The sequence below is a fragment of the Oceanihabitans sp. IOP_32 genome, from assembly GCF_009498295.1.
Classification (GTDB): Bacteria; Bacteroidota; Bacteroidia; order Flavobacteriales; family Flavobacteriaceae; genus Wocania; species Wocania indica.
The window spans coordinates 668,933-693,743 of record NZ_CP040813.1 but is presented as its reverse complement, the minus strand read 5'-3'; the positions used below and the strand labels follow the sequence as shown (position 1 = coordinate 693,743).

Sequence of the window (24,811 nt, the reverse complement as noted above, 5' to 3'; positions counted from 1 at the left end):
AAATGAGCTAAAAAAACAACAGTTTAAAAGCAGATTGTTTTTGCTCTAAAACTCTCAAAGTAAAAGGTTTACTAGGTTTTAGTCTCAGCAAAAACCCAAAGAGTATAATTTTTATCTATAAAAGTATTACTAATTTAAATATAAGTATTACTTTTGTTAAAGAAAGTATTACTCGAGTAGTTTTGTGTTAAATTTTGATAACTTTTTTTTATGAAATCCATTAGCTTTATTATTTTTTTTATGTGCCTTTGTAGTGCCCATTCCCAGTCTATAACTGGTACTGTAACAAACGAGAAAAACAATCAACCCATTCCCAATGTGGAGGTAACTTTAAGTCCTTCATCCAGAAAAACGACAACAGACAGTAACGGTAAATTTACCTTTAAAGATCTAGAGCAGAATTATTACACTGTGTATTTTTATTTAGAAGGGTTTAAATATAACCAAAAAGCAGTTGAGTTAAACACCAATGAGCAAGTTGTTGTAGATATACAACTCAACAGTTTTGATGTGTCTTTAGAAGAGATTTTACTTTTTGCTACACCAACTCAGCCGACAAAAAAGATAGAAGATGCTTTGCATACGGGCACAAAAATTACTAGAAAAGGTTTAGAACTTGTTGGGGTTTCTGGAAACAATAACATTTATAATGTTTTAAATATTGTGCCTTCGGTTTCTGTGCAATCTGCCGATGCTTACGGGCTTAGTGAAACCGATATGCGTATTCGTGGTGTAAGTGATTATTATAGTGGTACAACAACCGATGGCATTCCAAATTATGGTATTAGTCCTGTAGGAGCTAGAAATGATATTTATGATGCTGAAAACTTAGAGAGCATTACCCTGCATAAAGGTGCGATTCCTGCTGATGTTTTCTCGGCCAATGGTAACCGTGGTGGTAGTATCGATATTAGATATAAAAGACCTACTAAGGTTGCCGAGATAGAAACTAAACAATCTTATGGAACCGACGATTTTAAAAGAACTTTTTTAAGATTAGATAGTAAAGAATTAAAAACAAATACATCGGCCTTTATTTCTTACTCGTACACCGAGGCACAAAAATGGAAAGGACTAGGGGTATTAGGTGAACGAAACCATGTCACGGCTGGGGTAAATCAGAAATTAGGCGATAAGTTAGAGCTTGAATTAATGTACAATTACAACGATGTGTTTAAACATAATTTAAGAGGTTTTAATTATGGTCAAATACAAGATTATAAAGATAATTATACATTAGATTTTAATGACGAATTAACGGGTGTGCTTGCTCAAGATCGTTTTTATTTCGATTATAATAAGGGCGATTTTAAAAACCATTTAAGCATCGCAAGTTTAAATTACACTAAAGACCGTAGCAATAAAGGTAGCTTCAAAGTGTATTATACCAAAGAAGAGGCAGACTATAGTTTTACACGTGGTTCTGGCATGCAACCCATGAAAAGAGACAATACTAGAGATTTAAGTCAAATTGGTATTACAGCGAATTGGTCTGGAAAAATTAGTGATTACAATTATGCCTTTGGCTATTGGTTCGAGTCTTTTGAAAGCGATTTAAACACCAAAGATTATTTTATTTTAAGTGATGGATTAGAATTTAAATGGCGAAATAATTACAAATCTGTAAGTGATGGCAACACCACTATACATAACCCATATGTTAAATTGTCTCGAAGCTTCAATAAGTTCAAGGCTCAAGTTGGTCTGAGATATATGTATAACCAAGAGCCAGGAACTGAGCGTTTTTTATCAACAGCTATAGATGCATATAGTCCGACATCAGATCCAGATTTGAACACTAAAAAATTAAAGCACGACGCGTTTTTAACATCGGTTGGTATCGGTTATAAGTTTTCTAATAACCTAGATATGTATTTAAATTATGGCAGAAGTTATATGAGACCGTATAAATATGGGCCAACCTTTAATACGTACCTAAATAATCGGGACGTGTTTTTAGCGAACAACATGACCTACCAAAGCCTTATGGATTCTTATGAGATGGAAACCTCAGATAATTTCGACTTGGGTATAAACTTCACTAAAAATAAGGTTAAAATATACGCAACCGCCTTTTACAATAAGCAACAGAATTTAATTTCTAATATTTTAGATCCAACCATTAACGTTAATTACAACCAAAATAGCGGCACAGTAACTGGGTATGGCTTAGAATTAGAAACGTATTTTAATTTTTATAAAAATTGGGTATATTTCCTACATCCGTCATATACAAAAATGACTTACGATGAAAATATGAGTTTTGTAAGAGGAGGCAACATAGAAACTATACTTATAAAAGATAATCAATTGCCTGCTACGCCTTCAGAAATGGTGAAAACGGGAATTATGTATAACAAAAACGGATTGAGCTTTAATGCTGCCATGACTTACACAGGAGAGCGATTTGGAGATGCTACAAACATAGAAAAAGTTTCAGATTTCACTGTTTTTGATGCGGCTATTAAGTACAATACCAAGTTTAACAAAGTGCTAAGTTCTTGTTCTTTTAGCTTAGAAATGAAAAATGTTTTAGACAGAAAATATATTGGTATTGTATCGGCCTGGGACGATGGGCAAAACGGTAGTGCATCATACTTTTTTGGGGCACCCAGAACTATAGTAGGCTCCATAACCATAATGCTCTAAAAAATTATGAAAAGTAAATTAGCAATATTAATGGCTTTCTTATTGTTACTTCAGCTTACAAGCTGTAATAGCAATAAAAAGGCTAATGAAAACACCCTTTTAGTTATCGATAGGTTAGGTAGAGAAATTCATGTCCCAAAAAAAGTAGATCGGGTTGTAGGTTTAGGTCCTGGATCTCTTAGAACTTTGTTGTATATGGATGCTTTAGCCCTTATTGTTGGTGTCGAGCAAAATGAAGGTCGTGACATGACAAGGCCTTACAATTTAGCCAATCCAGAAATTAGTGAGCTACCGCGTATTGGACCACAGCACGGTGGTGAAGCAGAATTAATTCTAAGAGTGCGACCAGACGTTATATTTTTATCTTTTACCACCATGGCTAATGCCGATGCTTTACAAGCAAAAACAGGTGTTCCTGTCGTAGTGATTGAAACACCAGAGATGGCGGTAGAGCAAGATGAATTATTTGACACTCTTAAATTGGTAGGGCGAATTATTAATAAAAATGAACGTGCCAACGCTTTAATTTCTTATATCAAAACGAATATTGAAGAGCTAGAGGAGAGAACGCGTAATATTACGAGTAAGCCAAAAGTATATATAGGTGGAGTGTCTTATCAAGGCGCTCGTGGTTTTTATTCCACTCAAATAAATTATCCGCCTTTTATATTTGCGAATGCCAAAAATGTGGCTTCAGAGGATAATAACAGTTCAGAGGTAAAAGGTGTTTCTATAGATAAGGAGAAGTTATTAATCTGGAATCCAGACTTTGTTTTCGTCGATGAGTCCGGAATTAATTTGGTTAAAGAAGACTACAATTCAAATCCGACACTTTTCCATAGCCTAAACGCTGTAAAAAAAGACCAGTTGTTTTGTACGTTTGGGTATAACAATTACTCTACCAATTACGAAATGGTGCTAGCCAATTCTTGGTACATTGCTAAAACAATTTACCCAGATGCTTTTAAAGACATTACTATACGTGAGAAATTAAATGAAATATTAACCACCTTTTTAGGTAGGAATATTAGCTTGGATGCCTTTAAGCACAGTTTTAACAAATTAGATAAAAGCAACTTGTAATATCAGGAAAACAAATAAATTTTAGATAGACATAAAACAAATAATATGGAAACCTTTAAATTAAAACCAATTGGTTATGTTAGAAATGATTTTAACGAACCTGTAGATTTCTCAGAAGTAGATTACATTAAAAATTCGGTAACGGTTTTAGAAATCAACAAAGAATTTGAGGATGGTTTATTTGCAATAGAAAAGCTAGAATTCATTAAGGTGTTTTTTTATTTCCATAAATCTGAGGATTTTAATTTCATCTGTGAAACCCCTTTAGGCGAGCATCGCGGTGTTTTTGCTTGTAGAAGCCCTAGAAGACCAAATAATATTGGTACCACCACCGTAAAACTGATTAAAAGAGTTAAAAATAAATTATATGTTACAGGTATAGATGCCATAAATGACACCCCTATTTTAGATATTAAGAATGCAGATACTATTTTAGTTGAAACACATCCGCTCTACATTCCAAGATATAAAGAAAATCCTAGGGTCGACATAGAAACACTAATAGAAAAGAATAAAGTAGAGGCCTTATTACTTAAAACAGGTCAGATTCATGGGCATTACTGCGTAGGTTCGTCTTTAGGCGTTATAGCATCTTTTTTAGCGCTTAAAGAGATTGAAAAACAAACAGATAATTTAGTAAATATTGAAGCTGAAGTTAGAACTCAATCTTGTTTTATTGATGGTGTTCAATTGGTAACTGGCTGCACGATTGGTAATAAAAAATTAACCTTATTAGATGGCAACGTGTTTTCATTAATTCTAAAACATAAAGCGTGTAACTTACAAGTTGAGGTTTTGGCCAAAGATGATATACACGACAAGATAGACCAGGTTATGCCTAATTATAGTACTGTATTCAAGACTTTTAAACAAAATAAAAATAAAGATCCAAAAATTGTAGCTCAGTTTAAAGAAATGACTACAGCAGCCGCTTTTAAAATCTTAGAATTAGATTTAAATACATTGTTTAATGTGAAGCTTACCGCTTTAGCAGATTCTGAAAAAATTTATATTTAATAATTTGGAGTTTTTTAAACAAAAGTCTTACCCTTAAAGAAATGTATATTTTGGTACTGTATACATGAGTTTTAAAAAGGGTGAGACTTTTTAGTATTACCAATTTTCTTCTTCATTCTATTAAAAATAAAAAATCCATTTTATTAGCGTATTTTTGATATTCAAAAAGAAAAGAATGGCTTCTAAAGTGCTTAAGCATCACATAGACCCAGATAGGTGGATTGATTTATATTCAGACTATTTATATAACTACACGATTACAAGGGTTAGTAGCAGGGATGTTGCTCAAGATTTAGTGCAGGATACTTTCTTGGCGGCTTTAAAGTCCATGAAAAATTTTAAGGGAGAAGCCAACGAGCGTACATGGTTAATTTCTATCTTAAAAGAAAAATTATTGATCACTACCGCAAAATAAATTCTACAAAAGGTAAGGCTGAAGTTCGCATTGCTTATAACAATAATATAGAAACTGAAGGCGATTGGTTGGAAGAGCGAGTGGCAGATCCGTACGATAAAACGGCTGAAGATGCTTTGCGAAATTCCGAATTAGCCGATGCAATAAACGAATGTTTAGCCAAGTTGCCAGAAAAGCAAGCTCAAGTTTTTAAAATGAAAACCATTCAAGGTTTCGAAACCGAGGTTATTTGTAATGCCTTAAACATAACAGCGTCTAACCTATGGGTAACTATTCACAGAGCACGAAAAGCTATGGCCCATTGCTTAAAAGAAAATTGGCTTTAATTATGAGCAAAAAGAAGAAAATAATATGCACTTGCAAAGAAGCCAATCACATTTGTGATAAAGTGCAGTATAAAGAAGCCTCACTTTTTGAGAAACTAAAACTGTACCTACACTTGTGGTTTTGTGGCGCCTGTAAAAAATTCACAAAAAATAATATTAAGCTTACCAAAAAACTTAAAGAATCTAAATTAGAATGTTTAGATGAATCATGTAAGGCAGCTATGAAAACCACCTTGAAAAAAGCGATTAACGAACATTCAGATTAGCGTGTATTAAGGATTAGTATAAGTCATAATACAGGTAAGCTTTCATCCCAAAAGCCACTGTAATAATTTGTGCGCATAACTTCTAAAAATATTAAAAGCACCATGACACTTAAAATGGACGCTTCATTCTTAAGAAATTCAATGAGAAAAAAGAGTATCAAAAGCGTCATGCCTACTATGTTAGTTCGTTGTATTCCTATGCGTTGAGGAATTCTTGCGAGTTTTGGGTGGTCGTACTTTAAACCCCTAAGCTCAAAAGGAAACATTAAAACTACCACAAAAATAAAACGTTGCAATACAGTAAGTAAAACGTCTGGCGCCAATAGGTTATGTTGTAAATGTAATAAAGGCAACAACACAGATACACCAGTTTAAACCAAGGCAATTGCATAAATTTTTATACTGCTAGTATTTCTTAAATCCTGTTTCTTTTTATGAATGAAATGCTTGGGTAGAAAAGGCTTGGCGAACAAAAAAGTGATAAATCTCAAAATTGTAATACCACTGGGAGTATTTTCATTTAATTGAACCAAATAGGAGCGCATAAAACAAACCTAGAAATCGAAATTGATGGCGTGGTTTTTAACCTTGTCGCAAGCGTTGGTTTATAATAATCAGTCATTAGTGTCCGGCTAAAAACGTTTTATAATCGTAAATCTTTTTTAAATAAAGAACTTGACGCGTCTTTTAAAATGATACCTTGTTTATATAAAACAATTATAAAGAGTGCGATGAGATGTTTTATTATTCAATTCACTTCTGTCAATCAGTTATCTAGAATCTAGTCTTGGTTCTAATATCTAAAAGCGAAGCGGTCTTATGTCTTTTATCGGACATTAATGATAATCAGTTATTTCAAAATTCTTTAATAAAATTATAGCCAACCATGGTCGCGAAAAAAACAAGGTATAACATGTTCGTATCAAACCATAATTAAATTCGATTAGGGTAATTTAAGTTAATAAAAACACAGATAAGGCGACGTGAATACTACGGTTATCATATACTTTAAAAATGTACTGTAAGCGCCTCATTTCGCCAAAATAAACAAAGCGTTAATAATAGTTTAAAAAGCTTAAAAACTTTTAGATTTATCTGTAGGTCAAGCTTATTATTGCTTATTTTTGCACTTTAAAGACTAAAAAATCATTTCTAATGAACACAAAAGCTTTTGCACTTCGCCATATTGGACCTCGAGAAGACGACCAAAATTTGATGTTAAAAACCATAGGTGTAGACTCCTTAGATCAATTAATAAACGAAACTGTCCCAGATGATATTCGTTTAAAAAACGGGTTAAAACTAGACGAGCCCATGACCGAGCATGAGTATCTACTTCATGCCCATGAGCTATCTAAACTAAATAAAGTATATACAACATATATTGGCTTGGGGTATCATCCTACTGTTTTACCAGCTGTAATTCAACGAAATGTATTCGAAAATCCAGGTTGGTACACAGCTTACACGCCATATCAAGCTGAAATTGCTCAAGGCAGATTAGAAGCTCTTTTAAATTTTCAAACCATGGTTATTGATTTAACAGGTATGGAAATTGCCAATGCTTCCTTACTCGACGAAAGTACGGCTGCAGCAGAAGCTATGGGACTACTATTTTCGGTTCGTGAACGCAGTCAGAAAAAAGCGGGCATAAATAAATTTTTTGTTTCAGAAAACATTTTACCCCAAACACGATCTCTTCTGGAAACTAGAGCCAATCCTATCGGTATTGAATTAGTGGTTGGGAACGAGGATACTTTTAATTTTTCAAATGAATTTTTCGGTGCTTTATTGCAATATCCTGGGAAACACGGTCAGATAACCGATATTAAATCGTTTATATCAAAAGCGAATGCTGCCGATATAAAAGTAGCCGTAGCTGCCGACATTTTGAGCTTAGTGAAATTAGAAGCACCAGGTAAATTTGGAGCCGATGTAGTGGTGGGCACAACACAACGCTTCGGTATACCAATGGGTTATGGTGGACCACATGCGGCGTTCTTTGCAACCAAAGAGGCCTATAAACGTGAGCTTCCAGGTCGTATTATTGGTGTAACGATCGATGCCAATGGCAACAGAGCCTTACGTATGGCACTACAAACACGTGAGCAGCATATAAAACGCGATAAAGCCACTTCTAACATTTGTACAGCCCAAGTACTTTTAGCTGTTATGGCCAGCATGTATGCCGTGTATCACGGGCCTAAAGGCTTGAGTTTTATCGCTAACAAAGTGCATAATAAGGCCGCTGCTTTAGCCGATGCATTATCAAAATTAGGTTTCGAACAAGCAAATACCTCGTATTTTGATACCCTGCAAATTAAAACTAAGGCCAAAAAAATAAAGAAGATTGCGAATGCAAAAAAGATAAATTTATACTACCCAGATAAAGACACTGTTACGATTTCTATTAATGAAACAACTTCTATTACAGATATTAACAACTTAATTTCTGTGTTTGCAGAAGCTGCCAAGAAAGAAACCATAACAGTCACTCATGTGAATGAGGTAAATGATATTATACCAGAAACCCTTAAAAGAAACTCTGAGTTTTTAACGCATTCGGTATTTAATTCCCACCATTCTGAAACCGAATTAATGCGATATATAAAATCTTTAGAGCGTAAAGATTTGGCATTAAACCATTCTATGATTCCGCTGGGATCATGTACCATGAAGCTTAACGCCGCTGCAGAAATGCTGCCTTTAAGTTGGTTTAAATGGGGTAATATTCATCCTTTTGCGCCGCTCAAACAGGCCAAAGGGTATTTAAAAATGTTAAAAGAATTAGAAGATCAACTCACAGAAATTACAGGTTTTGCAGCCACCTCTTTACAGCCAAACTCTGGCGCCCAAGGCGAGTTTGCTGGGCTTATGGTTATAAAAGCGTATCACGAATCGCGTGGCGATCATCACCGTAATATCTGTTTAATCCCGTCTTCTGCACATGGTACAAATCCTGCAAGTGCAGTTATGGCTGGCATGAAAGTGGTGGTTACAAAGTCTACCGCAGAAGGTAATATTGATGTCAATGATTTACGCGAAAAAGCAGAATTGCATAAAGATAATTTATCCTGCTTAATGGTTACTTATCCATCTACACATGGCGTTTATGAATCGGACATTAAGGAAATAACTCAAATTGTTCACGATAACGGCGGACAAGTTTATATGGATGGCGCTAATATGAATGCCCAAGTTGGATTAACCAATCCAGGAAATATTGGAGCAGATGTTTGCCATTTAAACTTACATAAAACCTTCGCAATTCCTCACGGTGGTGGTGGTCCTGGTGTAGGGCCTATTTGTGTGGCTAAGCAGCTTGTGCCATTTTTACCGGGTAATCCCATAGTTAAAACTGGTGGAGAACAGGCTATTTCTGCAATTTCTGCCGCACCTTTTGGCTCAGCTTTAGTGTGTTTAATTTCTTATGGATACATAAAAATGTTGGGCGCAGAGGGCTTAACGCAAGCAACTAAGGTGGCTATTTTAAATTCTAATTATATCAAAGCGCGTTTAGAGGGCAGTTTTGAAACTTTATATTCTGGTGAACGCGGGCGTGCCGCTCACGAAATGATTGTAGATTGTAGAGCGTTTAAAGCTAACGGCATCGAAGTGACCGACATTACAAAACGCTTAATGGATTATGGTTTTCATGCACCAACCGTATCATTTCCTGTTGCAGGAACTTTAATGATCGAGCCTACAGAAAGCGAGAGTAAGGCGGAAATAGATCGTTTTTGTGATGCCATGATTTCAATACGTAAAGAAATTGAACAAGCCTCAAAAGACGAGCTTACCAATGTGCTTAAAAACGCACCGCATACTTTAGATATGGTGACTAGCGACGAGTGGAATTTCCCATATTCAAGAGAACAGGCGGCCTTTCCGTTGGAGTATGTTAAAGACAATAAGTTTTGGCCAAGTGTAAGACGTGTTGACGATGCTTATGGCGATAGAAATTTAATTTGTTCATGTGCGCCTATAGAGGCCTATGCCGAAGTTTAATTTGGCTTTTGAACATCGTAAAATTGAGATTAAATTAACTTGGCTTTTAATTGTAAACTGCTATCTTAGTATTTAGTTTACAATTAAAGCCGATATTTTATTTTATGACTATAAAAATAACAGGGACTGGTAGTTACATACCAAATACTGTCAAAAAGAATGAAGATTTTTACGAGAATCAGTTTTTAAATACAGATGGTTCTGCTATTAATGCTCCAAATGAAGTCATTGTAGAAAAATTTAAAGCCATCACTGGGATAGGTGAACGTAGGTATGCCGATAAAAAGTTAAACACTTCCGATATCGCCTTTTTTGCTGCTGAAAAAGCCATAGAAAATGCAAATATTAATCGTGAAGATATAGATTATATTATTGTAGCTCATAACTACGGAGATGTAAAATACAACACCGAGCAAAGTGATACCATTCCAAGTATTGCCTCAAGAGTTAAGCATCTTTTAAAGATTGAAAATCCAAAATGTGTTGGTTACGATATCCTTTTTGGTTGTCCTGGTTGGATAGAAGGCGTTATTCAAGCCAAAGCATTTATAAGCTCTGGGTTGGCAAAAAAATGTTTAGTTATAGGTGCCGAAACCTTGTCGCGTGTTATCGATCCGCACGACAGGGACTCCATGATTTATAGTGATGGTGCCGGTGCTGTTATTGTAGAATCTACAAATGAAGAAACTGGTGGTATTATAGCACACGAAACAGCAACCTATGCTTTAGATGAGGCACATTTTATACATTTTGGAGAGACCAATAATCAAGAGGTAAGTGATAAACGTCGATACATAAAAATGTATGGCAGAAAAATTTATGAATTTGCTATTGTGAACGTTCCACAAGCCATGAAAGCGTGCTTAGATAAAAGTGGCGTAGACATTAAAGATGTAAAAAAGATACTCATTCACCAGGCTAATGAAAAAATGGATGAGGCTATTGTAAAACGGTTTTACAAGCTTTATAACTTAAAAATGCCTAAGGATATCATGCCAATGACTATTGGTAAATTGGGTAATTCTAGTGTGGCCACCATCCCTACTTTGTATGATTTAATTTTAAAAGGAGAATTAGAAAACCATGCAATTAATAAAGGTGATATTGTATTATTCGCTAGTGTTGGTGCAGGTATGAATATTAACGCAATTGTTTACAAAGTATAGTATATATTTTCGCTTTATAAATTGCCAGAAATTTTCGCTTTCGCGGAAATAAAAAAAACAAATGTTTGGATGTACGAAAAAAGCTTTCCGAGTAAACGCTATAAGCTTACTATTGAGTTTTTGAAGAAACACATTTCTACTTCTCAACCAATTTTAGATTTAGGCGTTGTAAATCCGTTAACCAAAATTATGCAAGAGCATGGTTATAACGTTGAAAACACTAAAGGAGAAGATTTAGACGTAGATACATCAACTATTAAAAACTCGGAATCTGAGGTTGTTGTGGCCTTCGAAATATTCGAACATTTGTTATCTCCATTTACCGTTTTACAATCTATACAAGCCAATACATTAGTAGCTAGTGTACCGCTTCGATTATGGTTTTCTTCTGCGTATAGAAGTAAAACAGATATGTTAGATAGGCATTTTCATGAATTTGAAGATTGGCAATTCGATTGGTTGCTAGAAAAAGCTGGTTGGAAAATTATGGATAGAGAAAAGTGGACAAACCCAACAAAAAAAATAGGTTTACGTCCGTTATTACGCTGGTTTGCGCCAAGATACTATATAGTTTATGCCGAGCGCGTAAAATAAGCATTTAAAACACCTAGTAAATTCTTCATTTTTCACCTTACAAAAACCTAACGCGTTATGTTATTCTTAAATGTTACGCGGTTTTGATTTTTAAATTTCAAAGCTTCAAATTAACTATTTTCTATTGCAAAATAGTTATACTTTTGTAGTTCAAATTTTAAGCGCATGCAACAAACTACAAATACCATATTAATGGTTCGTCCTATAAATTTTAGGATGAACGAGCAAACGGCTGTAAATAACTATTATCAAAAAGTTATAGACAGCTTACTACCAGAAACTGTTAATGTAAAAGCCCAACAAGAATTTGATGGATTTGTAGAAAAACTAAGAGGTATTGGTGTACATGTTATGGTGGTAAATGATACAGATGAATTTGATACCCCCGATTCTATATTTCCTAACAATTGGATCTCTTTCCATGATAACGGAACTGTTGGTTTATACCCCATGTTTGCAGAAAACCGGCGTTTAGAGCGCCGTGAAGATGTTTTGGTACGCGTAGAAGAAGAAGGATTTGAAATTAAACAAATAGTCGATTATACGAGTGCCGAAGAAGAAAATGTTTTCCTTGAAGGCACGGGCAGTGTCGTGTTAGATCGTACAAATGGGATAGCTTATTGTGCCTTATCTCCGCGCGCTCATGAAGATTTATTCATAGAGTTTTGTGAGGATTTCGAATTTACCCCAGTTGTTTTTACTGCATATCAAACAATACAAGAAAAGCGTTTGCCTATATACCACACCAATGTCATGATGTGTTTAGGCGAAACCTTTGCTGTGGTATGCTTAGATAGTATTGACGATAAAAAAGAGCGCAAAAACCTCGTTAAATATTTAAAAGAAACCAAGAAAGAAATTATTGATATTTCAGAAAATCAGGTGAGTAATTTTGCGGGTAATATGCTACAGCTTAAAAACAACAATGATGATTTATACATCGTGATGAGTCAAGCGGCTTTCAATTGCTTATCGGCAAATCAGATAAGTGCACTAGAAAAACACGGTAAAATTTTATCAAGTTCTTTAGATACTATTGAGGCTTGTGGTGGTGGAAGTGCTAGATGTATGATGGCTGAGGTGTTTTTACCTAAAACCTAAAACCTATTCAATTTTGAAATGTTGTATGGTTAATTTGAGTTATTTTTTGTTCAGATAAGATAGAAATCGCAGATTCGCCAACTCTTTTTTTTACTATAATATGAGTGTGAGCTAAAATCAAAGCATTGCCAAAGGTATAGTTTTATGTTCTACCGAAATATGGGCGAAAAAGAACTGCGAAGCACATCATGAACACCTTTTTATAACATAGAAAGATGTGAGTAAATTAATTATAGGAGACATGACATGGCTAATTTGGTATAACATACAAGTAATAAGCTTGATTACATTAGCAATTCTTCAACTAGACATTAGAAAAGAAACTTATAACCATCCGTAAGTTTGGTGTGTATACAAGTAAAAAATTTAGTGAGGCCTTTAAGGTTTTGGTAATTCTACATAAAACGTGCTGCCAATATTTTGAATGCTTTCTACCCAGATTTTGCCAGAATTAAGTGCCACTAATTCTTTGCAAATGGAGAGTCCTAAACCTGTTCCTTTTTCATTATTAGTACCACGAGTTGATAAATTAGTACTTTTAAAAAGTTTATTTAGGTTTTTCTTAGGGATACCTATACCGGTGTCGGCAACGGTAATAATACAAGTATCTGCTTTTTCTTGGGTAGAAATGGTTATCGATGCTCCAGAATCACTAAATTTTAATGCGTTTGCTAGTAAATTCTGAAAAACAATTTCAAACATATCTCTATCGGCATAAACAACATTTGGTTTCGTCTGGTTTTTAAGCGTAATATTCTTGTTTTTAGCACGTGGTTTGTATAATTTAATTTTGTCATCAATAACTTCTTGAACATTAAAAGCACTTGGTTTGGCCTTTAAAACTTTCATTTGAGATTTAGACCAATTTAATAAATTGAATAATAATAAACAGGCGTTATCGGTGTTTTCGCTTAGCTCGGGTATTAAATCGTCGAATTCTTGGCGTGTTAAGGTGCCGTCCTTTAGTAAATCAATAAGCCCTTTAACAGGCGATATAGAGTCTTTTAAATCGTGCGAAATAATAGAGAATAGTCTATCCTTTAATTGGTTGTCGTTTTGCAGTGCTTTTATTTGTTTTCTAAGAGTTTTGTTTTCGGTTTTTATTTTATCGTGACGTTTTTTGGTGTGTTTTAAATCGTTTCCCGATTGCTTAAAAATCAATATTAAAATCAAACCAACAATCAATAATACGACTAAGAAATAAAATAATCTGAAGCGTGAAATCATTTTTGTCTTTTAAAAACGATTGGTTGTAAAAAACGTTTGTAGCTCTGTTGTTTGGGATGAACACAGAGCTATTAGTTAATAATAATGGATAATAACGTTCTCATAGAATATTTTAATTCAGACCATTTTACGGTATACACGAGATAATCTCCTTATTGCCATAACTTAAAAGCGCAGCATTAAATTAACTAAAATTCCTAGCTTATGCTTAATTTTAACAAGGTTTTAATTTTATTTTTCAAATTTATATGGCACAATACACTAGATTTTATCAAAAATAGTGCCTAGCCTTAGCAAGTCTTAGCAAGTCCCTAGTTAATGTAAACTCTACATTAAGGTTAATTAATGTTAAAATGAGATAATAAAATTTTATCTTTGCGCACTTAAAAAGTAATATAACATGAGTCTTCAAAATATATTGTCCAATCACGTTAAAGATGCCTTAAAGGCGGCCTATAATAAAGAAATTGAGACCGTAGAGTTTCAGGCAACTAGAAAAGAATTTGCTGGTGATATCACGGTTGTAATTTTCCCTATGTTGCGGTTTATTAAGGGGAATCCTGTGCAAATAGGAGAAACTATTGGTAAATATTTGGTTACCCATATAGATGCGGTTAAGGATTTTAATGTTGTAAAAGGCTTTTTAAATATAGAAATTACCGATGGTTATTTCGCTACAGTTTTTAACCATATGCTCGAAGAAGAAAACTACGGGTTTTCAAGTGTAAATAAAGAAGAAAAGGCGATAATGGTCGAGTATTCTTCACCAAATACCAATAAGCCCCTGCATTTAGGACACATTAGAAATAATTTATTAGGCTACAGTGTTGCCGAAATTTTAAAAGCTTCTGGAAAAAAAGTTTATAAAACTCAAATTATAAACGACAGAGGTATTCATATTTGTAAAAGCATGCTAGCTTGGAAAAAATTTGGTCATGGTGAAACTCCTGAAAGCACTGGAATTAAAGGAGACAAACTCGTGGGTAATTACTATGTGAAATTCGATCAAGAATATAAAAAACAGATAGAGAATTTAATTTCTGAGGGGCTAAGTGCCGAAGAGGCTAAAAAGAAAGCACCTTTAATATTAGAAGCTCAAGAGATGCTTTTAAAATGGGAGGCTGGAGACAAAGAAGTTGTCGCCCTTTGGAAAAAAATGAATGGTTGGGTTTATGAAGGTTTTGATACCACCTACAAAAACCTCGGGGTAGATTTCGATACATTATATTACGAAAGCAATACCTATCTCTTAGGAAAAGAATTTGTGGCAGAGGGTTTAAAAACTGGTGTTTTTGTTGCCGAAGACGATGGTTCAATTTGGTGTGACTTAACCGAAGAGGGATTGGATAAAAAGATAGTGCAACGCGCAGATGGTACAGCGGTTTACATGACCCAAGATATTGGCACGGCTATACAACGAATTAAGGATTTTCCCGATGTTGGAGGAATGGTGTATACCGTGGGTAACGAGCAGGATTATCACTTTCAAGTATTATTCTTAATACTTAAAAAATTAGGATTCGATTGGGCCAAAAATCTATACCATTTAAGTTACGGTATGGTTGATTTACCTAGCGGAAAAATGAAAAGTCGAGAGGGAACCGTGGTCGATGCCGACGATTTGATTGATGAAATGACCAAAACTGCTGGAGAAATTTCTGAAGAATTAGGAAAGCTCGATGGTTATTCAGAACAGGAAAAACAAGAACTCTATAAAATAATAGGTTTAGGCGCCTTAAAATATTTCATACTAAAAGTAGATCCTAAAAAGCGTATTTTGTTCGATCCGAAAGAGTCTATAGATTTTCAGGGCAATACTGGGCCATTCATTCAATATACTTATGCCAGAATTCAATCTATAATTAGAAAAGCCAATTTTGATTATGCTGTGGCTTTAAATCCAAACGACAGGGTATTAGATCCTAAAGAGAAAGAACTTATTAAACAGCTTCAATTGTTTCCGGAGCTTATTCAAAACGCGGCGGCGCAGCACAGTCCGGCTCTAGTTGCTAATTATACTTACGAATTGGTAAAGGCCTTTAATTCGTTCTACCAAAACGTTTCTATTTTAGGAGCAGATAATACCTCAGATAAAATATTTAGAGTACAGCTTTCAAACCAAGTAGCTTTAACAATAAAAAACGCATTTGCTGTTTTAGGGATTGAAGTTCCAGAACGTATGTAATTTATCTTTTTATAAGATGCAGAATAGCCTTCAAGATTATATCCCGAAATCGTCTATTCCACAAGTTTTAAGACTTTTGGAACACGATAATTTAACGGTTATAATTAAAAAAGAACGCAAAACGCGTCATGGCGATTACAGGCAAATGCCAGATGGTAAGCATCAAATAACCATAAATTCCAATTTGAATGCCTACCGGTTTTTAATCACCTTAATTCATGAAATCGCACATTTTGAAGCCTATAAAACCTATGGCCGCTTTATAAAACCACATGGTGTGGAATGGAAACGCAGTTTTCAGCATTTAATGTTACCGTTTTTAAACCCTGGCATTTTCCCTAGTACAATACTGCCGCTTTTGGCAAATCATTTTAAAAATCCCAAAGCCTCTAGTGATACCGATACAGAATTGGCTTTAGCCTTAAAACAATTTGATCCGCCCAACGGTAAGATTTATGTTTTTGAAGTGCCCTTTGGGACTACTTTTAAAATTTACAACGGTAGAATATTTAGAAAGGGACATAAACGTGTAAAACGACATGAGTGTATTGAGCTTAAAACCGGAAAGATGTATCTTTTCAACCCAAATGCCGAGGTAGAAATTATAAATTAATAGTATCTTAGGCAGCGTTAAAAGGTCTTTAGTTTGAATGCCTTTTTAAACAAACAAGAATAACATTATGAAAAATAAAAATTACTACGCCATACTAATGGCGGGTGGTGTAGGCTCAAGATTTTGGCCGGTAAGTACAGAAGAATTTCCTAAGCAGTTTCACGATATGTTAGGAACAGGAGAAACCCTTATTCAAAAAACATTCAATCGTTTAACACGTTTAATTCCCGAGGAAAACATTTTTATTTTAACCAATGCACGTTATAATGATTTGGTTCTAGAGCAATTGCCAAATCTTACTACGCGTCAGGTTATTTTAGAACCTGCCATGAGAAATACAGCACCATGTATTTTGTATGCCTCGTTAAAAATTCAAAAAGAAAACGAAGATGCAAGCATAATTGTAGCACCAAGTGACCATTGGATTGAAGACGAAGCGGCTTTTTCTAAAAACGTAGAACAAGCATTCACTTATTGCGCCAAAAATGATGCTTTAATGACACTGGGTATCACTCCAACTTTCCCGAATACCGGATACGGCTATATTGAATTTGATAACACTTCCGCGGAAGCGATAAAATCTGTAAATCAGTTTAGAGAAAAACCAGATTACAATACGGCAAAAAGCTTTATTTCCCAAGGTAATTTTTTATGGAATGCCGGGATTTTTATGTGGCATGTGAAAAGTGTAGTGGAAGCATTTAAAAAAAATCAACCAGCATTGTATGCCTTATTTGAAAAAGGGATAAGCGTTTATAATACAGCACTTGAAGACGATTTTATTTTAGAGACATACCCTAAAGCCGAAAACATATCGGTGGATTATGCCATTATGGAAAAATCGAATAATGTATTTGTAATTGCTGCAGATTTCGATTGGAATGATTTGGGAACTTGGGGTAATTTATATGATAAATTAGACAAAGATGCTACCGGAAACGCGGTTGTAAACGCCAGAACTATAACCGAAGAAACCTCAGGAAACATGATACGTACAAGCGAGAATAAAGTTGTTGTGGTTGATGGTTTAAAAGATTACATTATTGTCGATAATGCCGAAGTTTTGCTTATCTACCCAAAATCGAAGGAGCAAAACATTAAAGAGGTGCTTAAAAAGGTAAAGGCAACGTACGGAAATCACTTGGGTTAATTAGCTTGAATAAAGATTGAAAATAGATGCGTGCACAAATTAATTGTGAATGATTTTATTTTGTATATTAGTGTTGCGACAGCACATCTTTTGATGTTAAAAATAAACAAATGGAAGAAAGCAAATTCGATTTTTCTGAAGAAGAAAAAAACAAAGATAAAGCCGTAGAGGTCTCTAAAGAAGCCGTTAAAAAAGACGCTCAAGGCTTGTGGAAGAGCATCAAAACCTTCTTTAAGGAGTTATTAGATTTTAGAGAAGAAACCGATAGGGACGCCACGGTAGATGCTATAAAGGGAGATATTTCGTTTAAAGGGGCTACGGCGTGGATTTTAATATTTTCCATATTTGTCGCTTCCATTGGTTTAAATGCAAACTCTACGGCAGTTGTAATTGGTGCCATGTTAATTTCGCCATTAATGGGACCCATTCTGGGCGTAGGAATGTCCATAGCCATTAACGATATTGACACCCTAAAAAGATCGTTAATAAACTTAGCTACCATGATTGGTTTAAGTTTACTAACGGCATTTTTGTTTTTTAAATTCTTTCCTTTAAGTGAAGATACTTCCGAGCTTTTAGGGAGGGTTCAGCCCGATATTAGGGATGTACTTATAGCCTTTTTTGGGGGTTTAGCACTTATTATAGCACGAACAAAACGCGGTACAATTGCCTCCGTTATTTTTGGAGTTGCTATTGCCACAGCATTAATGCCACCCTTGTGTACAGCTGGATATGGACTAGCAATAGGGAACTGGGATTACTTTTTAGGTGCCATGTACTTGTTCATTATTAACACCATTTTTATTGCTTTAGCAACCTTCTTAGTACTCAAGCTGTTAAGGTTTCCCATGCTTAAATATGCGAACTCTGCTAAACGAAGACGTATTTCTAGAATTGCCATGGCAATTGCTATTGTCGTTATGATTCCTGCAATTTGGACCTTTATAAATGTGTTGAGCTTAAGTAATTTTGAAAGAGATGCGAGCAAATTTATAAATAATGAACTCAGTGGTTTACCACATGCAGAGTTTATAAAAAGAAATGCGTCTTATAAGTATGTCGATAAACAAAACTCGAGTATTGAATTAAATACCTTTGGTTTAGATGAAATTCCAGAATCTACTATTGCCCTATTAAAAAATAGTATGAAAGATTATAAGGCCTTAGTTAGTACAGAGTTAGTGGTAAACCAAAACATATCTAAAGGTTTAGATAATTATCGATATATGGAAGAACTGCGCACTCGCGATTCGCTCGATTTGTTATCGCAAACTCAACAAATTAAGTATTTAGAAAATCAAGTAAATCGACTCGCAAGATTGGAACGCGATCTTATTCCTTTTGCAGAGCTTACTAAAGAAATAGAGGTTAATTACGAAACTATAGAACAACTGTCTTATTCTAAAATTATTAATTCTAACTTTAAGAAGTTTGATACACTAACAGTTTTTTCTGTAAAATGGGTAGATTCGTTAACAAACGAAAAATCAAGACTAAAGGATAGAGATAAACTAGAAAAATGGTTAAAACTAAAGTTAGATTTAGATACTCTAGTGGTTAAGCGAGTAAATTAAGTTTAACTTAAAGTACATTTTTAAGATTAATACCAATGCAATTTTAAAATGTCGTATCGTTCATTTGGATTATTTTTTGTTCAGATGAGATAGAAAATGCAGATTCACGAACTCGTTATTTTACGATAATAAGGCGTGAGCTAAAATCAAAGCATAGCCAAAGTTTTTATATACCGAAATATGGTCGAAAATGAACTGCGAAGCACATCATGAACACCTATTTATAAAATAGAAAGATGTGAGTAAACGAATTATATGCGACATGACATGGATAATTTGGTATGAGACAGCAGGAATTGAGGCTTATCCCGATTTAGTAAGAATTTATTTTCTTAAATTTCGGCAAGCTTTATGAAAATAGGTGCAGCTTGAGTTGGGAGTTTGTTTTTAATCAAACCCACTTAGAATCTAGCGAATTGCAGAGACCAATAAAACGAAATTATTGGTTTTCTTCAATGTACATTTTGCGTACTTTTTTAAACAAGTTTGAAGAGTAAACAAAATTGGTAACTGCTTCGTTATCGGTTTTAAAAATAGTGTCTTTAGTGCCTTCCCAAGCCTTTAAACCATCTTTTAAAAATATAATTTTTTCTCCTATTTCCATTACCGAGTTCATATCATGAGAGTTAATTACGGTAACGATATCGTATTCTTCTGTAATTTCTTTAATTAAATTGTCGATTACAATTGCGGTTCTAGGATCTAGTCCAGAGTTGGGTTCATCGCAAAATAAATACTTGGGATTGTTTACAATAGCACGTGCTATGGCGACACGTTTTTGCATACCTCCAGAAGCTTCACTAGGCATTTTATTGTGGGCACTTTCCAGATTTACACGTTTTAAAACAAAATTTGCGCGGTCTTCCATCTCACTTTTACTTTGCTTGGTAAACATCTGTAAAGGAAACATGACATTTTGTAATATAGTCATAGAATCAAACAAAGCACTACCTTGAAAAACCATGCCAATTTCTGCCCTTAAATTCCGTTTTTCATCTTCGGTTAATTGTTTAAATAATTTTCCGCTATAAGAAATGGAGCCTTCTTCATAATCAAATAAACCTAATAGACATTTTAAAAACACCGTTTTACCAGATCCACTTTGACCAATTATCAAATTGGTTTTTCCTTTCTCAAAAGTCGCAGAAATCCCTTTTAGTACTTTATTACCATTAAACGATTTATGTAAATTTTTAACTTCAATCATTGGCCTAGAAGCATTTCGGTTAGTATATAATTTAATAAAATAATGACCACCGATGTCCAAACAAAAGAAGTGGTACTTGCTTTTCCAACTTCTAAAGCACCACCTTTCATGTAATAGCCATGGAACGATGGGATGGTAGCTAAAACAAAAGCAAAAACAAAGGTTTTAATAAATGCATAGACGACATGAAATCCGTTAAAATCAATTTGCAAACCGTACAAGTAGTCTGCTAAGGTGGTGTATTCGCCAAAAACACAGGCGGCCATACCTCCTAGAATACCTAAAAACATGCCAATAGCTATCGCAAATGGATATAACAATATTGCTATGGTTTTTGGGAAAACGAGGTAGTTAAGGGAGTTTATTCCCATAACTTCTAGGGCGTCTATTTGTTCTGTAACACGCATGGTTCCGATACTAGAAGTAATAAAAGACCCCACTTTACCGGCCATTATAACAGAGATAAATGTGGGTGCAAACTCTAGTATTATAGATTGCCTAGTGGTAAAACCAACAAGATATTTCGGGATTAAAGGATTACTAATGTTTAATGCCGTTTGAATGGTAATTACACCACCAATAAAAAACGAGATGAAAGCAATTATTCCCAAAGATTTAATTACTAAATCGTCAATATCTTTTAGTATTAAAGTTTTCATTACAGACCACTTTGTGGGTTTGCGAAACATTTCTGCAATCATTAAAAAATAAGCTCCTATGTTGTGTAGGTACGTCATAAAAAAAATATTAGTGCTAAAGTAAATAAAGTTTATAGAATTAAACCCAAATTTTAAAATATCATCTTTTAAAATTTGTATTTTTGGACTTATAAATTAAAAATCATGTTGAAAAATACGTTTACAATTTTTTTTATTTTTTTATTATCTCATGCTTGTTTTTCACAGCGCGCAGCAGACCAAAAAATAAGTGAACAATTATTAGAAAACACAAGTTCAAGGCCTAAATTGGTTGTTGGTATCGTTGTGGATCAAATGCGTTACGATTATTTAACGCGTTTTGAAAATAAATTTGGTGAAGGCGGTTTTAAACGTATGATAAATGAAGGTTTTAACTGTAAAAACAATCATTTTAATTATGTGCCTACCTATACCGGGCCTGGTCACGCTAGTGTTTATACAGGAACAACTCCAAAATACCATGGGATTATAGCGAATTATTGGTACGATAAAGAAAGTAAGGAGCGCGTATATTGTGCTGGAGACAGCAAGGTACAATCTGTGGGAACGAAGGCGAACTCTGGCCAAATGTCACCACACAGAATGCAAACTACAACTTTTGGTGACGAAAACCGATTGTTTACACAAATGCGTGGTAAAACTATAGGAATTGCCATTAAAGATAGAGGCGCTATTTTACCTGCAGGACATACAGCAAATGCGGCGTATTGGTTTCATGGAAAAGATGAAGGCCAATGGATTTCGAGCACTTTTTACATGAATGAATTACCAAAGTGGGTGAAGGATTTTAACAAAGAACACTCGGTGTCTAAATACCTAACCACTTGGAACACGCTTTACGATATTAGTACCTATACCGAAAGTGGCCCTGATTTGAATAATTTTGAAGGGGGTTTTAAAGGTAAAGAAACCGCAACATTTCCTTATAATCTTGATGATTTAAAGGATAAAAATGAAGGTTACGAAATATTGAAAGCTACCGCTTTTGGAAATAATTTAACCACAGATTTTGCTTTGGCTGCTATTGAAGGCGAGCAATTAGGAAAAGATGATTATACCGATGTATTAGCCCTAAGTTACTCAAGCCCAGATTATGTGGGACATAATTTTGGTGTAAACTCCAAGGAGGTTCAAGATACTTACCTGCGTTTAGATAAAGATTTAGAGCGTTTACTTAATTATTTAGATAGTCATGTTGGCGAAAATAATTATACGGTGTTTTTAACCGCAGATCATGCTGCAATAGATGCGCCAGCGTATTTGCAATCGGTTAGAATCCCCGCTGGATATTTAGATTTTAAACAGACTAGAGAACGTTTTAAGGCCTTTATGGAGGAAACCTATAAGGCGTCAGATTTAGTTGAGAATATAAGCAACAATCAAGTGTTTTTAAATCGTGAAAAAATAAAAGCTCTTGGTTTAAACTTACAAAACGTGCAAGAGGCTATTGTAAATGAGCTTATAAGTTATAAGAATGTAGACAAGGTATATAGTGCTACAACTATGGCAACCACACAATTTAATACGGGTATTGAATCTTTAATGCAAATGGGGTACAATCAAAAGCGTTCAGGAGATGTGCTTATTGTTCCAGATCCTTCTTTTATTTCTTATTCTAGAACAGGTTCTACTCATGGTAGTGGTTTAAATCACGACACCCATGTACCATTATTGTTTTTTGGAAAAGGGATTGAGAAGGGCGAAACCTTACAGAAAACAAGTATTACAGATATCGCGCCTACCATGTCGGCTTTATTAGGTACTAGTTTCCCTAACGGATCTACGGGTACACCATTAGAATTTGTTTTAGATTAGTTTGAGTAGACATACGCTATATTCAATTATCGCCTTACTAATCGTTTTTGGTGTTCAAGGTTACGATTATTATTTAGATTTAAAACTAAAAAACGATATCGTCCATGAAGGTGAGACTCTTAAAAAGGACACGAATGCTTTTTTCTTACCAACCAGTACAACTGGCCAAGTAGTGCACCATGAAGGTTATTCTTTGTCTTATAGCGAATCCCATGAGCAAGCAGAATGGGTGGCTTATGAGTTGAAGAAGTCGCATTTATCAAAAAACAATTTTAAACGGCCTTATTTTGAAATAGATAAGGCTGTAAAAACAGGGGCTGCAAGCTGGCGCAATTATAAAAAATCTGGTTATAACCGTGGGCATTTATGTCCAGCAGGCGATAGAAGGTATAGTAAATACGCCTACGACGAAACCTTTTTAACCAGTAATATTACGCCTCAAAAACAGGCGTTTAATGCTGGTATTTGGAATAGCTTAGAGCAAAGAATACGGTATTGGGCCCGAAAATACGACGGTGTTTTTGTGGTTACTGGTGGTGTTTTAAAAGGGGATTTAAAAACTATTGGAGAAGAAGAGGTTTCCGTTCCCAACTATTTTTATAAGGTACTTATTGATTATAATAAGAACAATACAAAGATGATAGCGTTTTTACTACCTCACGAAAATTCTGATAGACCTTTGTACGAATTTGTGGTTTCGGTCGATAAAATTGAAGCCTTAACAGGCATAGACTTTTTTCATGAATTGGATGATGTATTAGAAGACAAACTAGAGGCTTCTAGCAGCTCTAAAGGCTGGAGTTTTAATTAGTGTTTCTGTGATTCTGGAACCTTTACTTTAATTTATTCAGCATGCCTTTCCAACGTAAATTTCTAATATATTGGCCTTCCTTTTCGGATACTAAATACGCTATGTTTTGTTTTTTTGCCCTAAAATAACCCGCTAAATAATCTTTAAATAAACTGAAACTTCCTTTTTTATAAGCGAGTTTAACAGCCGAAACAAAAGTGATTACAAAACCATAACGCATTTTATACATAGCTTCGCCTTGTAAATATTTAGACGCTTGGCTGTAGTTAATTCCTGTTGGTTTTAAGTGTTTTACTTTTAGATTTGGATCTGTAAAAATGCTCCAACCGTAAAATTGAGCTAACAATTCATCAACGGTATCCCAACCCATAGAGGATTTAAGTTTTCCTATTTGCTCAAAACATGGTTTCCTATACGCCTTTAGTGCCCCTCGTATATGATCTTTGTTGGTTAAGTTTTCTAAAACCCATTCTCCATCCTTTTCTATATAACAAAAACCAGCAACCATGCCTAGGTTTTGGTTGGTTTTAAAATGTAGACTGAGCTGTTCTAAATAATCCTTCGGAAAAATTAAATCTGCATCAAATTTGCAAATCACATCGTAATTAGCATCTAAAGTTTCATAACCTTTATAAAAGGCATTAACAATTTTTGAACCCGGTAAATGTTGGTTTGAAGATTTTGAGTTTATTAAGGAGATCCAAGCATATTTTTCAGCGAAAGCTTCAACTATGTCTTGCGTTTTATCGGTTGAGTTATCGTTAACTACAACGACTTTTTTGGGTAAAAGAGTTTGCCCTGTTAGTGAGTCTAGCGTTTGTGCTATAACATCTTCTTCGTTGTGTGCAGGAATTACGATATAGAAATTCAAAGTATACAGATTTGAGTTCAAATTTAAGATATTAT

General features: G+C 34.5%; 18 protein-coding genes and 1 pseudogene. 15 read left to right on the top strand and 4 right to left on the bottom strand.

Annotated features, from left to right (window positions below):
- Positions 1–210: 210 nt before the first annotated feature.
- The 9 genes and pseudogenes from FEZ18_RS02845 to ctlX all read left to right on the top strand — a co-directional run bounded on the left by FEZ18_RS02845 (position 211) and on the right by ctlX (position 12,625).
- A complete protein-coding gene (locus FEZ18_RS02845; RefSeq protein WP_153266925.1) occupies positions 211–2,649 on the top strand; it encodes a TonB-dependent receptor in 2,439 nt (812 codons plus the stop codon).
- Positions 2,650–2,655: 6 nt separating this feature from the next.
- Complete coding sequence (locus FEZ18_RS02840; protein ID WP_153266924.1) at positions 2,656–3,732, top strand: iron ABC transporter substrate-binding protein; 1,077 nt, start codon at positions 2,656–2,658, stop codon at positions 3,730–3,732.
- A gap of 45 nt (positions 3,733–3,777) precedes the next feature.
- Positions 3,778–4,749, top strand: coding sequence for a tRNA (N6-threonylcarbamoyladenosine(37)-N6)-methyltransferase TrmO (gene tsaA, locus FEZ18_RS02835; RefSeq protein WP_153266923.1), 972 nt, complete (start codon positions 3,778–3,780; stop codon positions 4,747–4,749).
- Positions 4,750–4,936: 187 nt separating this feature from the next.
- Positions 4,937–5,490, top strand: a pseudogene (locus FEZ18_RS02830) (sigma-70 family RNA polymerase sigma factor).
- Between the two features lie 2 nt (positions 5,491–5,492).
- Positions 5,493–5,756, top strand: a complete 264-nt coding sequence (locus tag FEZ18_RS02825; RefSeq protein ID WP_228122826.1) for a hypothetical protein — start codon at positions 5,493–5,495, stop codon at positions 5,754–5,756.
- A gap of 1,155 nt (positions 5,757–6,911) precedes the next feature.
- Positions 6,912–9,764 (top strand): aminomethyl-transferring glycine dehydrogenase, encoded by a 2,853-nt coding sequence (gcvP, locus tag FEZ18_RS02820; protein ID WP_153266921.1) that lies wholly within the window; start codon positions 6,912–6,914, stop codon positions 9,762–9,764.
- A 104-nt stretch (positions 9,765–9,868) separates the two neighbouring features.
- Positions 9,869–10,930 (top strand): 3-oxoacyl-ACP synthase III family protein, encoded by a 1,062-nt coding sequence (locus FEZ18_RS02815; protein WP_153266920.1) that lies wholly within the window; start codon positions 9,869–9,871, stop codon positions 10,928–10,930.
- 69 nt (positions 10,931–10,999) lie between these two features.
- The gene (locus FEZ18_RS02810) at positions 11,000–11,524 is read left to right on the top strand and encodes a methyltransferase (protein WP_153266919.1); all 525 of its coding nucleotides are present in this window, start codon (positions 11,000–11,002) and stop codon (positions 11,522–11,524) included.
- 165 nt (positions 11,525–11,689) lie between these two features.
- Entirely contained in the window at positions 11,690–12,625 is a 936-nt protein-coding gene (ctlX, locus tag FEZ18_RS02805; protein ID WP_153266918.1) for a citrulline utilization hydrolase CtlX, read from the top strand.
- Between the two features lie 378 nt (positions 12,626–13,003).
- Here the strand turns inward: ctlX and FEZ18_RS02800 are convergent, their stop codons facing one another.
- Positions 13,004–13,852, bottom strand: a complete 849-nt coding sequence (locus tag FEZ18_RS02800; protein WP_153266917.1) for a sensor histidine kinase — start codon at positions 13,850–13,852, stop codon at positions 13,004–13,006.
- Between the two features lie 400 nt (positions 13,853–14,252).
- Here FEZ18_RS02800 and argS point away from each other — a divergent pair, with 400 nt between their 5' ends.
- The 4 genes from argS to FEZ18_RS02780 all read left to right on the top strand — a co-directional run bounded on the left by argS (position 14,253) and on the right by FEZ18_RS02780 (position 19,374).
- Positions 14,253–16,037, top strand: a complete 1,785-nt coding sequence (argS, locus tag FEZ18_RS02795) for an arginine--tRNA ligase (RefSeq protein WP_153266916.1) — start codon at positions 14,253–14,255, stop codon at positions 16,035–16,037.
- A 16-nt stretch (positions 16,038–16,053) separates the two neighbouring features.
- A complete protein-coding gene (locus FEZ18_RS02790; RefSeq protein WP_153266915.1) occupies positions 16,054–16,650 on the top strand; it encodes a SprT-like domain-containing protein in 597 nt (198 codons plus the stop codon).
- Between the two features lie 67 nt (positions 16,651–16,717).
- A complete protein-coding gene (locus tag FEZ18_RS02785; RefSeq protein ID WP_153266914.1) occupies positions 16,718–17,800 on the top strand; it encodes a mannose-1-phosphate guanylyltransferase in 1,083 nt (360 codons plus the stop codon).
- Positions 17,801–17,910: 110 nt separating this feature from the next.
- Positions 17,911–19,374, top strand: a complete 1,464-nt coding sequence (locus FEZ18_RS02780; protein WP_153266913.1) for a DUF389 domain-containing protein — start codon at positions 17,911–17,913, stop codon at positions 19,372–19,374.
- A 439-nt stretch (positions 19,375–19,813) separates the two neighbouring features.
- Here the strand turns inward: FEZ18_RS02780 and FEZ18_RS02775 are convergent, their stop codons facing one another.
- The gene (locus FEZ18_RS02775) at positions 19,814–20,581 is read right to left on the bottom strand and encodes an ABC transporter ATP-binding protein (RefSeq protein WP_153266912.1); all 768 of its coding nucleotides are present in this window, start codon (positions 20,579–20,581) and stop codon (positions 19,814–19,816) included.
- Positions 20,578–21,318 carry an MlaE family ABC transporter permease gene (locus FEZ18_RS02770; protein WP_153266911.1) on the bottom strand — a complete coding sequence of 247 codons (741 nt, stop codon included), beginning with the start codon at positions 21,316–21,318 and terminating at the stop codon, positions 20,578–20,580. The genes FEZ18_RS02775 and FEZ18_RS02770 overlap by 4 nt, the downstream gene beginning before the upstream one ends.
- A gap of 105 nt (positions 21,319–21,423) precedes the next feature.
- On the opposite strand from FEZ18_RS02770, the gene pafA reads away from it, so the two are divergent.
- Positions 21,424–23,094: an alkaline phosphatase PafA gene (gene pafA, locus FEZ18_RS02765; protein ID WP_153266910.1), complete on the top strand. Its 1,671-nt coding sequence runs from the start codon at positions 21,424–21,426 to the stop codon at positions 23,092–23,094.
- 1 nt (position 23,095) lies between these two features.
- Entirely contained in the window at positions 23,096–23,905 is an 810-nt protein-coding gene (locus FEZ18_RS02760; protein ID WP_153266909.1) for a DNA/RNA non-specific endonuclease, read from the top strand.
- Between the two features lie 22 nt (positions 23,906–23,927).
- Here FEZ18_RS02760 and FEZ18_RS02755 read toward each other — a convergent pair whose 3' ends face one another.
- Entirely contained in the window at positions 23,928–24,776 is an 849-nt protein-coding gene (locus tag FEZ18_RS02755; RefSeq protein WP_153266908.1) for a glycosyltransferase, read from the bottom strand.
- Between the last annotated feature and the right edge of the window lie 35 nt (positions 24,777–24,811).

Bases quoted from the DNA above. Each gene is read 5' to 3' on its own strand.
- ctlX (WP_153266918.1), top strand. From the start codon at position 11,690: ATGCAACAAACTACAAATACCATATTAATGGTTCGTCCTATAAATTTT.
- FEZ18_RS02770 (WP_153266911.1), bottom strand. From the start codon at position 21,318: ATGACGTACCTACACAACATAGGAGCTTATTTTTTAATGATTGCAGAA.
- FEZ18_RS02810 (WP_153266919.1), top strand. From the start codon at position 11,000: ATGTACGAAAAAAGCTTTCCGAGTAAACGCTATAAGCTTACTATTGAG.
- FEZ18_RS02800 (WP_153266917.1), bottom strand. From the start codon at position 13,852: ATGATTTCACGCTTCAGATTATTTTATTTCTTAGTCGTATTATTGATT.
- FEZ18_RS02790 (WP_153266915.1), top strand. From the start codon at position 16,054: ATGCAGAATAGCCTTCAAGATTATATCCCGAAATCGTCTATTCCACAA.
- gcvP (WP_153266921.1), top strand. From the start codon at position 6,912: ATGAACACAAAAGCTTTTGCACTTCGCCATATTGGACCTCGAGAAGAC.
- FEZ18_RS02815 (WP_153266920.1), top strand. From the start codon at position 9,869: ATGACTATAAAAATAACAGGGACTGGTAGTTACATACCAAATACTGTC.
- argS (WP_153266916.1), top strand. From the start codon at position 14,253: ATGAGTCTTCAAAATATATTGTCCAATCACGTTAAAGATGCCTTAAAG.
- FEZ18_RS02840 (WP_153266924.1), top strand. From the start codon at position 2,656: ATGAAAAGTAAATTAGCAATATTAATGGCTTTCTTATTGTTACTTCAG.
- FEZ18_RS02775 (WP_153266912.1), bottom strand. From the start codon at position 20,581: ATGATTGAAGTTAAAAATTTACATAAATCGTTTAATGGTAATAAAGTA.
- FEZ18_RS02785 (WP_153266914.1), top strand. From the start codon at position 16,718: ATGAAAAATAAAAATTACTACGCCATACTAATGGCGGGTGGTGTAGGC.
- FEZ18_RS02825 (WP_228122826.1), top strand. From the start codon at position 5,493: ATGAGCAAAAAGAAGAAAATAATATGCACTTGCAAAGAAGCCAATCAC.
- pafA (WP_153266910.1), top strand. From the start codon at position 21,424: ATGTTGAAAAATACGTTTACAATTTTTTTTATTTTTTTATTATCTCAT.
- FEZ18_RS02780 (WP_153266913.1), top strand. From the start codon at position 17,911: ATGGAAGAAAGCAAATTCGATTTTTCTGAAGAAGAAAAAAACAAAGAT.
- FEZ18_RS02845 (WP_153266925.1), top strand. From the start codon at position 211: ATGAAATCCATTAGCTTTATTATTTTTTTTATGTGCCTTTGTAGTGCC.
- tsaA (WP_153266923.1), top strand. From the start codon at position 3,778: ATGGAAACCTTTAAATTAAAACCAATTGGTTATGTTAGAAATGATTTT.